The following is a 2,462-nucleotide window of genomic DNA, read 5'->3' as shown; positions in this document are numbered from 1 at the left end:
GTAAGCGTAACTCGAACCACACCTATTCAGTCATAGTTTAAAGCCATAGGCTACCATCAAGTTTAACCAATAAGGTGGTAGCATCATGAGCCGAGCATACCGAACTCGCGAGCAATGGCGTGAGCTCATTGCTGAATTTGAACAAAGCAACCTGAGTCAGAAAGACTTTTGTGAGCCACGCGGCATAAATTCTGCCTACTTCAGTCAACGTCGAGCAGAGCTTAAGCGCGAAGCTGAAGATAATGACACGAGCTTTGCTCTAGCGGTGCCTCAGTCGGTCACCGCGCAGCAAACCTTGCAGCTTCGTCTTGGCCAAACCGAATTGGTGTTGCCGTTGTCGGTATCACCGCGTTGGGTCGCGCAATTGGTCAAAGAGCTCAGCGCATGAAGATGTTCGTTGAGCCACCGGCAATTTACTTACACAAGGCGCCGGTCGACTTTCGTAAAAGCATTAATGGCTTGAGTGCCATTGTAGAGAGTGAAATGGCGCTCTCACCGTTCAGTGGTGCGCTATTTATTTTTTGCAATCGCCAACGCGATAAGCTCAAGGCTCTGTATTGGGATAAAACAGGCTTTTGCTTGTGGTACAAGCGTCTTGAGAAAGCCAGGTTCAAATGGCCGAAAAAGATGTCAGGCAGCACCATTTCCCTGACTGAGCAGCAATGGGCATGGCTTTTGGATGGCCTGGATATTACCCTGATGAAAGGCCATCAACCACTGCATTTTAGCTCGATAACATGATCGTTTTTTTCATATAGGGATCAAGCATAAACCATGATTTTTCGATCACTAATCGGTCTAAGAAAGCCTTTATCTGTTGCGGTTTAGCGCCGATTTATGCGGTATAATGACCGCATGAAAAAGATTGATGCAAACACACTTCCAGACGATGTTGAAGCACTCAAAGCTATGCTGCTTGAGCAGCAGGCTGAGAAGGCTCGCCTGCAACAAGAAAGTGAGCGCTGGAAGCGTGACTTCTATCAGTTATTTGAAAAATGGCAGCTTGAGCTGAAAAAGCGTTTTGCGGCCAGTGCTGAAGGTCTTCCGGGTCAAGGCGACTTGTTCAACGAAGTGGAAGACATCCTCAATCCTGATGAGGAAGAGGTCGCTGTCGAACAACACGTTGCCTACACCCGAAAACTACCGCGCCGTGCCAGACTCGATGCATCATTGCCGCGTAAAGAAGTCATTCACGATATCAGCGATGACGATAAAACCTGCGAATGCTGTGGCACGGACATGCATCGCATGGGCGAGGATGTCAGCGAGAAGCTCGACTTCATCCCGGCTAAGATGCAGGTGACTCGACATATTCGACCTAAATACAGCTGCCGCACTTGTGAGCAGCAAGGCACTGAAACCAGGATAAAGCAGGCACCGGTGCCGGCAAGCATGCTGCCAAAAAGCATCACTACGCCAAGCTTACTGGCCCAAATCATTACAGCGAAGTTCCAGTATGGCCTGCCGCTGTATCGCCAGGAAGCCATGTTCAAGCAGTTCGGCGCCGATATCAGTCGCCAGACCATGAGCCGTTGGTTGGTAGCGGTGAGTCAAAAACTTGAGCCACTGTACCAGCGCATGCATGACCTTCTCGTGCAACAGCCTGTGCTGTGGGCGGACGAGACAACAATAAAAGTCATCCAGTCTGAGAAAAGAAAATCCTACATGTGGGTGTATGGTTGCGGCACAGATAAGCCGCCGCCCGGTAATACCTCATCACCACCCAACATCGTACTGTATGACTACCAGGATGGTCGCGGCGGGTCACATCCGAAGGACTTCCTGCAGGGTTACCGTGGGCCATTGCAAGTGGACGGCTATCAAGGTTACGAGCAAACTGATGCTATCCTTGCCGGTTGCTGGGCACATGCCAGACGTAAGTTCGTGGACGCCAAAACCGTGCAGGGGAAAAAGAAAACCGGTAAAGCAGATGTTGCGATTGCGTTTATTCAAAAGCTGTACCGTGTTGAACGGCTGATGGCTGATAAGTCAGCGGATGAGCGTTTGCATGCACGGCAAAGCGAATCCGCAGCTGTAATGAGCGACTTGAAAGAGTGGCTTGATACGCAGTTAAACCAAGTGCCACCGACGAGCGTGATAGGCAAAGCCGTGCAATATACATTGAACCAATGGTCGAAGTTGCAAGTGTATTTAACCGACGGACGCATTAATATCGATAACAACCGCGCTGAGCGCGCTATCAAACCGTTCGTGATTGGTCGCAAAGCTTGGCTGTTTGCCAATACCTACGGTGGAGCGGATGCCAGTGCGATGCTGTACAGCTTGGTAGAAACCGCCAAAGCCAACGGACTGCAACCGATTGACTACCTGATGAGCCTGTTCAAGCAGTGGCCACTCATTAACGACAGCGATAATATCGACCACTTACTGCCCTGGAATATCGAGCTCACATCCTAGCGTCAATTATCTTGGCCGGTTGTGTGGTTCGCGTTACGCTTACC

3 protein-coding genes are annotated in these 2,462 nt (G+C 50.2%); all 3 read left to right on the top strand.

Translation table 11 applies throughout. The features are described 5' to 3' along the window. Positions 1 to 85 precede the first annotated feature (85 nt). The 3 genes from RJ32_RS10245 (at position 86) to RJ32_RS10235 (ending at position 2,418) form a co-directional block, all read left to right on the top strand. Positions 86 to 388, top strand: coding sequence for a hypothetical protein (locus tag RJ32_RS10245; RefSeq protein ID WP_051018781.1), 303 nt, complete (start codon positions 86 to 88; stop codon positions 386 to 388). Beyond that, the gene (gene tnpB / locus RJ32_RS10240) at positions 385 to 741 is read left to right on the top strand and encodes an IS66 family insertion sequence element accessory protein TnpB (RefSeq protein ID WP_034821960.1); all 357 of its coding nucleotides are present in this window, start codon (positions 385 to 387) and stop codon (positions 739 to 741) included. The genes RJ32_RS10245 and tnpB overlap by 4 nt, the downstream gene beginning before the upstream one ends. A 114-nt stretch (positions 742 to 855) precedes the next feature. Beyond that, positions 856 to 2,418, top strand: coding sequence for an IS66 family transposase (locus tag RJ32_RS10235; protein WP_034821963.1), 1,563 nt, complete (start codon positions 856 to 858; stop codon positions 2,416 to 2,418). Positions 2,419 to 2,462 lie beyond the last annotated feature (44 nt).

The sequence above is a fragment of the Idiomarina sp. 28-8 genome, assembly GCF_000320945.2.
In the GTDB taxonomy this organism is placed as follows: Bacteria; Pseudomonadota; Gammaproteobacteria; order Enterobacterales; family Alteromonadaceae; genus Idiomarina; species Idiomarina loihiensis.
Note: the sequence above shows the minus strand (reverse complement) of the source record. Positions and strands in the feature narration are given on the sequence as shown.